This is a genomic window from Tangfeifania sp., from assembly GCF_055108615.1.
Window position 1 is genome coordinate 1 of sequence record NZ_JBSQIC010000124.1, and the last position, 7,479, is coordinate 7,479.

9 protein-coding genes are annotated in these 7,479 nt (G+C 40.1%); 7 read left to right on the forward strand and 2 right to left on the reverse strand.

Annotation, left to right across the window (positions count from 1 at the left end; translation table 11 throughout):
- Positions 1 to 17 precede the first annotated feature (17 nt).
- Positions 18 to 683: a class I SAM-dependent methyltransferase gene (locus tag ACTCNA_RS16960; protein WP_462949129.1), complete on the reverse strand. Its 666-nt coding sequence runs from the start codon at positions 681 to 683 to the stop codon at positions 18 to 20.
- Between the two features lie 185 nt (positions 684 to 868).
- Here ACTCNA_RS16960 and ACTCNA_RS16965 point away from each other — a divergent pair, with 185 nt between their 5' ends.
- From ACTCNA_RS16965 to ACTCNA_RS16995, 7 genes are all read left to right on the forward strand, one after another.
- Positions 869 to 1,195, forward strand: coding sequence for a cupin domain-containing protein (locus tag ACTCNA_RS16965; protein WP_462949130.1), 327 nt, complete (start codon positions 869 to 871; stop codon positions 1,193 to 1,195).
- Between the two features lie 21 nt (positions 1,196 to 1,216).
- Positions 1,217 to 1,465: a YfhL family 4Fe-4S dicluster ferredoxin gene (locus ACTCNA_RS16970; RefSeq protein WP_462949131.1), complete on the forward strand. Its 249-nt coding sequence runs from the start codon at positions 1,217 to 1,219 to the stop codon at positions 1,463 to 1,465.
- 72 nt (positions 1,466 to 1,537) lie between these two features.
- Positions 1,538 to 1,750, forward strand: coding sequence for a hypothetical protein (locus tag ACTCNA_RS16975; protein WP_462949132.1), 213 nt, complete (start codon positions 1,538 to 1,540; stop codon positions 1,748 to 1,750).
- A gap of 73 nt (positions 1,751 to 1,823) precedes the next feature.
- The gene (locus ACTCNA_RS16980; protein ID WP_462949133.1) at positions 1,824 to 2,693 is read left to right on the forward strand and encodes a damage-control phosphatase ARMT1 family protein; all 870 of its coding nucleotides are present in this window, start codon (positions 1,824 to 1,826) and stop codon (positions 2,691 to 2,693) included.
- A 48-nt stretch (positions 2,694 to 2,741) separates the two neighbouring features.
- Positions 2,742 to 3,647: a quinolinate synthase NadA gene (gene nadA / locus ACTCNA_RS16985; protein WP_462949134.1), complete on the forward strand. Its 906-nt coding sequence runs from the start codon at positions 2,742 to 2,744 to the stop codon at positions 3,645 to 3,647.
- Positions 3,648 to 3,681: 34 nt separating this feature from the next.
- Positions 3,682 to 4,434, forward strand: a complete 753-nt coding sequence (locus ACTCNA_RS16990; protein WP_462949135.1) for a hypothetical protein — start codon at positions 3,682 to 3,684, stop codon at positions 4,432 to 4,434.
- Positions 4,435 to 4,601: 167 nt separating this feature from the next.
- Complete coding sequence (locus tag ACTCNA_RS16995) at positions 4,602 to 5,729, forward strand: IS91 family transposase (RefSeq protein WP_462949137.1); 1,128 nt, start codon at positions 4,602 to 4,604, stop codon at positions 5,727 to 5,729.
- Positions 5,730 to 6,131: 402 nt separating this feature from the next.
- On the opposite strand, the gene ACTCNA_RS17000 is transcribed toward ACTCNA_RS16995, so the two are convergent.
- The gene (locus tag ACTCNA_RS17000; protein ID WP_462949136.1) at positions 6,132 to 7,214 is read right to left on the reverse strand and encodes a Fic family protein; all 1,083 of its coding nucleotides are present in this window, start codon (positions 7,212 to 7,214) and stop codon (positions 6,132 to 6,134) included.
- Positions 7,215 to 7,479 lie beyond the last annotated feature (265 nt).

Below are 7,479 nucleotides of genomic sequence, written 5' to 3' on the forward strand. Positions count from 1 at the left end.
TGTAATTTCCATAGCTTTCATTTTTGTTTTTGTACCGATGCCGCGATAAATGCAGGTTCGGCAGTTGATTGTTTTTCAGTTCCGTCCAGCAGTTCAAAATCAGGCGAAAAATATATACTTGCCGAAGTGCGTGGTTTTCCGAAACGGGTGAGTATTTCTTTTATTTCTTCCTGGGTAAAAAAGCGCGCATGTTTAAATACCGGGTCGTTATTTTTATTTTTCCCCTGTTCCGAAAGTGCATTCAGGCAACCCAGCACAAGCGTTCCTCCCGGTTTCAGCACGCGGTCGATTTCGTTTAAAACCTTTTCTAAATCGTCCACAAACTCGAGCATTGTAATCGAAACAATTCCAGAAAACCGGGCATCGGAGAATGGAAGCCGGGTGGCATCGGTATTTATAAACTGAACATTTTCCAGGTTTTTTGAACGGGCGATTTCGAGCATGGCTTCCGAATTATCGACGGCTGTAACCTGAAATCCACTATCGTTGAAAAATTTTGTCCAGTGCCCGGTGCCGCAACCCAGTTCCAGCCAGTTCGTTTTGGGCAATCTTTTTAAATGGGCCGAAACAATTTCTTTTTCAATGTTGTCAACAGTTTTTCCGGTTTCTGTCTGGTAATAGGTGTCGTATTCCGACGCGATGTCAGGCGTAAGGAATACATTTCGGGTATTTTTTATTTCCATAAAATGTTAAATATTAAATTTTTAAAAAGAAAAATTGTTCAGTTCATTCTTTTTTTCTTCCAGCAAATTTACAAAACAATCTTTTCTTCGGGTGTGGTTTTTATTTGAAATTAATCTAAATAAATGATTGGATAACGAGAATATGTTTATTATATTTACGTGTAACTTTAAAGGAGGACCGTAAAATGAAAGAAAAAATGAATTTGTACGATGACTCCCATTGGCAGGAAGCTTCGGAATATGGAAGCGGTGCGAAAAAAAAGACCTTGCGTGATGATAACGGCAAAAGGACAATTTTACTCAGGTTGCCTGAAAATTTTCACATGGCCGACCACACGCATGTGACTACCGAACAGCATTTTATTCTGGACGGAGAATACAAAAGTGAAGGTAAGGTTTACCACAAGGGAGACTACCAGGTTTTCAGCTCACATGAAAATCACGGGCCTCTCGAATCGAAAAAAGGGGCTTTGGTGCTGGTAGTGTGGGATCCGTATCAACCCAAAAATTAAAAAAAACGAAGGAGGTATCTTATGGCACTGATGATTACTGATGATTGTATTTCCTGCGGGGCATGTGTTAGTGAATGCCCGAATAATGCCATTTCTGAAGGCGATTTGATTTATGTGATTAATCCGGACCGGTGCACCGAGTGTGTTGGTTTTTTTGATGAACCGCAATGTGTTGAGGTTTGTCCGGTAGATTCCATTATTCCCGATCCTGATCACAGCGAGAGTCATGATGCACTGCACGCAAAAAAGAAGCAGCTCCACGGCGAGTGATTCGATGGCAGGTGTTGGAAATGATTCCATCGGCATAGATTGGAATCAATTGAATGAATAAAAAATGAATAAATGGACGAATTGCCTTTTGTTGCTACTCGGGAAAATGTTACCGAAATTCTGCGAAAATTGCCTCCGGGTGTGTTGCTTGTTGCAGCGGCAAAAACAAGATTGCCGGAAGAGGTAAAAGCAGCTATATGGGCAGGTATTCAAATTGTCGGCTACAATTATGTGCAGGAAGCCGAACTCCTGAGGCAAAGCATACATGAAAGCAGGTTATTATAAGACAAAAAATATCAATATAGGAGAAAGTAATTTAATTGCCTGAATAAAATGGCAACGTAAGAAAAAAGAAAAAATGAATATCCAATTAGAATGTATCCCGTGTTCGATAAATAGTTATTTACGATTGGTAAAAGCAGGTGTTATACCAGAGGCGCTGCAAGAGCCAATGTTAGGTCGGTTGCTTGGTTTGTTATCTACAATTGAATATAATCAATCTCCGCCCATCATAGGACGTAAAATGCATCGGTTACTACGTGAATTTTTACAGAATCCGGATCCGTATCGTCAAATCAAAGAGAGATACAATCGGATGATGTTGGAATTGTATCCTGATTTTAAGAACCTGGTAAAAAAATCAGAAAATCCTATAGATACAGCAATGCGGTTGGCAATTGCTGGAAATGTAATTGATTTCGGCGCTCAATATCAACTGGACGTTATGGATACGATCAACCAGGTGATAGGGGCTAAATTAGCCGTTGACGATTCCGCGTATCTGCATCATGATTTAAATCAGGCTACCTCTTTGCTCTATATTGGAGACAACTGCGGAGAGATTGTTTTGGATAAACTTTTCCTGGAAACCATTGATTTACCTGAAATGTACTTCGTAGTCCGGGAGCATCCAGTTATAAATGATGTAACTATTCATGATGCAGAAATGACAGGTATTACAAAAATCGCAAAAGTGATTACTACAGGTGATGATGCTCCCGGGGCAGTTTGGGAATCAACCTCTAAGGAGTTTAAAGATATTTTCAACAGGGCAGATGTTATCATTTCCAAGGGACAGGGGAATTTAGAAGGTTTGATGGATATCCCACGCAATAATATCTACTTTTTGCTGGTCACCAAATGCGATTATATAGCAGAACGAGTAGGTGCGCGAAAGGGCGAATTTATTGTTAAAAGAGGGCTGAACAGCATAAATGAAAATCATTAGCAGCAACAACCAATGGTCTGACGCGGGTAAGGCAAAGATGTTATTCAAATGAGAACCAAGCAGAAACAGATAGAGGAAATAAAGCAATTAAAAGCAGAAAAAAATGCCGTTATTCTGGCGCACGTTTACCAGCGGGGCGAAGTGCAGGATATTGCCGATTATGTGGGCGATTCGCTGGACCTGAGCAGAAAAGCGGTTCAGACCAATGCCGATATGATCGTTTTTTGCGGTGTGCAGTTTATGGCAGAAACAGCTGCTATTCTTAATCCTGAAAAAATAATTCTTCTGCCCGATAAAAATGCCGGATGCGGTTTGGCCGATATGGCAACAGCCGAACAAGTTACCCGAATAAAAAATCAGAATCCTAAGCTGAAAGTTGTAAGTTATGTAAATAGTTCGGCTGAGGTAAAAGCGGTATCCGATATTTGTTGCACTTCGGCAAATGCAGTGGACGTGGTTAACTCTTTGAGTAGTGATTCAGTTTTGTTTGTCCCCGACAGAAATCTGGGTTCTCATGTGGCTGAAAATTCGGACAGAATGATTCAACTTTGGGATGGGTATTGTTATGTGCATGAGCAAATTACGATGAATGACCTGATGATTATACATGATAACCATCCGCATGCGGAAATTATTGTTCACCCTGAATGTATAGCGACGGTGAGGCACCTGGCTGATTTTACCGGTAGCACCTCGCAAATGTCGCGTTATGTGAAAGAATCTCAACAAAACGAATTTATAGTTGGCACGGAAACGAATTTTGTTTACAGGTTAAAAGCTGATAATCCCGATAAAATATTTTACCCCGTTCATACCTTCTGCGAGGGGATGAACACGATTTCGCTTGAAAAAATAAAATGGTCGCTCAAAAAAATGGAAAACAAAGTTCGGGTGCCTGAAAAAATAAGAATAAAAGCCAAAATAGCCCTGGATAAAATGCTGGATTTTTTTTGAAAGTTAAATTCAAAACTTATCAAAGTAATTAATTATGGAAAATTTAAAAACAAATATCCCCTGGCTCGAAGAACTTTTACCCGAAGGAATTTTAATTCCTTCATCCACGTTAATCAGCGGTCCGGGTGGTACCGGAAAACCTCTGGTTGAATTTGCTTTTGTTGATGCATGGTTAAAAGCAGGCGGTTCTTTAATCGGGGTACCCTTGCAATATCCGTCAGGCGAACTGGTGCGTATTGCCATGCAAAAGCTTTATGGAACAGACTTGAAAAACTATACCGGGAAAATCGCGTATATTCAGTTCGAACCTTTTACAAACCGAAGTGTAATTGTCAATGAAAATACGGTAAGGGCAAATGTTATAAACCCGGATATATGGGACGAAGCGGTTGAAAAGGCAGAAAGTCTGGTTGAAAAAAGTGATTTGGGCACTATGGTTTTCGGTTCGGCATTAAATCTGCTGCTTTTTTCAAAAACATACGGTGATGCCATTCTCAATAAACTGAAAAATGCGTTGCAAAACGATAAAAGCCGTACCTATGCTTTTGCCGTAAGCACATCTGCACTTGCCAATAAAATAAAAATACTGGAAGAAGTGGCCGACAACCTGATGTTTACACGAATGGAAAAACCAACGAAACTTTTTTTGAAAATTGAGCGGATGAAAGGTGTTGAATTCTTAAAAGAAGAAAAGGAGGTTCCTATTTCGGCTGAATTACTTAAAGAGATAAATGAAATTGCAGAAGCTACCCGCAAGACAAGAATTCCGGAGATTATGAAAATTTAAAATTGCAAAGCAGAAATGAAAATCAGCAACGTAAAAGAAATGAGAAATATGGACCGTCGGGCTACCGAAGAATATGGTATTCCGCAGGAAATTCTCATGGAGAATGCAGTGGAAACTACATCAGTCAAAACCGGTTGCCGGAAGGGCAGCGGAGCCTTATCCACCTGTTGTCGGCTTGCCGCACAGCAGGGCTTGGAAGCCATTTCGGGAAATGCGACCAGTGTAGTTATACAGCAAAGGCAAATAACAGTTGTCGTAATCGCCACTGTCCGCATTGCCAGCAAAAAGAGAAACTGGAATGGCTCGGTAAACGCATGAAGGAACTTCTACCGGTTGGGTATTATCATTTGGTGTTCACCCTGCCGCACGAACTCAACCCTCTTTGCCTGCAAAACAAAAAGGTGATGTATGGCTTATTATTCAAAGCTGTTTCACAAACCCTGCTCGAACTTACCCGTGACGTAAAACACCTGGGCGCTGATATTGGGCTGATTACCGTACTTCACACCTGGGGGCAAAACATGAAAGAACACCCCTGCCTACCGGCCAGGCAGGCACACCTGCATTGCATCATGCCGGCCGGCGGACTCAACTTCGACCGGGAGCACTGGGTACACATCCCGGACAAAAATAACTTTTTTATTGCCGGAAAAGTACTGGCCAAAAAGTTCAGGGGAAAGTTTCTGGACATGCTGAAGCAGTCGAAAGAAAAAGGGGAACTTGACTTTCACGGAAACCTGGCCTGCATAAAAGGGCCTGTGCAGTTTAACCGTTTTCTTACGCCATTGTACAAAAAAGACTGGGTGGTAAACGTGCAGAAACCCATGGGCAACCCCGAAAAAATACTGGAATACCTTTCAAGGTATGTATTCCGCATTGCCATTACCGACCGGCGGATTTTGGAAGTGAAAGACAGGAAAGTCCGTTTTACGTGGAAGGATTACCGCACCGGGCGTTTCAGGGAAATGAAACTCGATGTGGATGAGTTTATCCGCCGGTTCCTGCTGCATGTATTGCCAAAGGGGTTTTTCAAGGTGCGGTACTATGGGATTTTATCGGGCCGTTACCGCAAACAAAACATCGAAACGGCAAAACAACTGCTGGCACAGGAAACCGAAAACCGGAATCAGGAAGCCATGGAAGATGGTAGCCGAGCCTGGGAAAAACAGGATACAGTCTGGAATGAGATACTGGAATGTATCCGGAATTTTCGGCAACCCACCTGCCCGGCCTGTAAAAAAGGAAGGCTGCGATTTGCCGGTTTGGTGAAAGATGTGCCGTGGGAACCCGGGTAGCGGCAAATTTCAAAACGTTCTTTGAAAAATTGCACAACCAGCTTACCGGCTAAAAACTTTCGGTTTTTGGCTGAACGTGAAAAGTATGTTCGGTGGAAAACGAAAAACGTGCCCAATATTCAGGTTCCGGCTCCAAACAGGTAAAATAGCAAAACCGACAGCAAAAAAACAGCGGAATGGGTACAGTAAAATCATTCAACCCCTGCCTGACGGCAGGCAGGCCCATAGCGTATAGCTTTGAGCAACAACGGCTAAGCCCAACATGAATTATAACACAACTGAGCGTGCATTTTTGAGAGCAGTTACCCTAAAAAAAGGCAGTAAGTATGTAAACCTACTGCCTTTTTTTAGGGCTCAACTGTGCCTTAATTCCTAAAATGTTAAATGTTACCGCTGTGTGCTTTATTTTTTCAATACTTCAATCAATTTTTTATTGATATACAGAGTTTCTCTCCCAACTTTTTGAGATTTTAATACTCCAATATTTTCCAATTCTTTTAAATATCTTGAAGCTGCTTTTCTCTCCACTTTTAATTGATTAACAACAAATTCAATTTTTGAATAAGGTTGTTCAAATAGCAATTCAACTAATTCTTTTTTATAAATTTTTGGAGCATCAGTTTGAACTTTTTCGATTGTTTTGTCTAGTAATTTTCTTATTGTATTTATTTTTTCAATCGTCTGAATTGAAGTCGTTTCAACAGCTTTCAACATGAATAAAATCCATTCTTCCCATTCTCCAATTTCGTTTGTCTGATTCAATAATCTGTAATAATCTGGTTTATTTTCGATAATGTATGAACTGAGATATAAAATTGGAATGTCAATCAAATCATTTAAAATCAGATACAAAATATTTAATATTCTTCCTGTTCTTCCGTTTCCGTCATAAAATGGGTGGATGCTTTCAAATTGATGATGAAGTACTGCAAGATTAATTAACGGGGAAATTTTATTTTTGTCTTGATTAAAATACTCGATAAAATTTGACATCAAATCCAGTATTTCATTTTTATCTTGCGGTGGAGTATAAACAACTTCACCTGTTGTATCATTTTTTAAAACCGTGCCGGGCATATTTCTTATTCCTGCATTGTTTCCGATTAACTCATGTTGAATTTCTATAATGTCATTAACTTTTAGAAATCCTTGTTTTTTAATTAAGTCAAATCCACGAAAAATTGCTCTTCGATAATTTACAACCTCTTTAGTTTCGGGCGATATATTTGATTTCTTAATTGTGAGTGCTTTATAAAGTTCGTCCTGAGTTGTAATGATGTTTTCGATTTCAGAACTTCCTTTTGCTTCTTGCAATACAATTGCGTTTACCAACATTGATTGGTTCGGAATTGTATTTGCAATTCCTTTTAATTCAGCTAAAGCAGCAGTTGCTTTATTGGTTTCTCTTAAAATTTCAAGAGTTTCAACCTTCTCCCTTTTAGGAGGAAGTTTGTCTAAAATCCGATATGGTGCATCTTGTCCCATGATTTTCTAATTTGTACCAAAATTATAAAAATTAGTACATGTTTCGTTGGTGTGCGACTTTTTTTAGCATTGCCCCACCGGGTAGCTTACGCCCCCTAAGAACTGTACGTGCGACTTTCACCGCATACAGCTCAGGCACTTTAAAGGCCATCTCGGCGAGGAGTGCCCCGGCTTTAACTACTGTTTTTATTTCCCATAAAAGTAGTAATTTGTTTACATTCTTTCGCTAAATCTTCTCTCCATTTACTTCTCTGATAGAAGTATC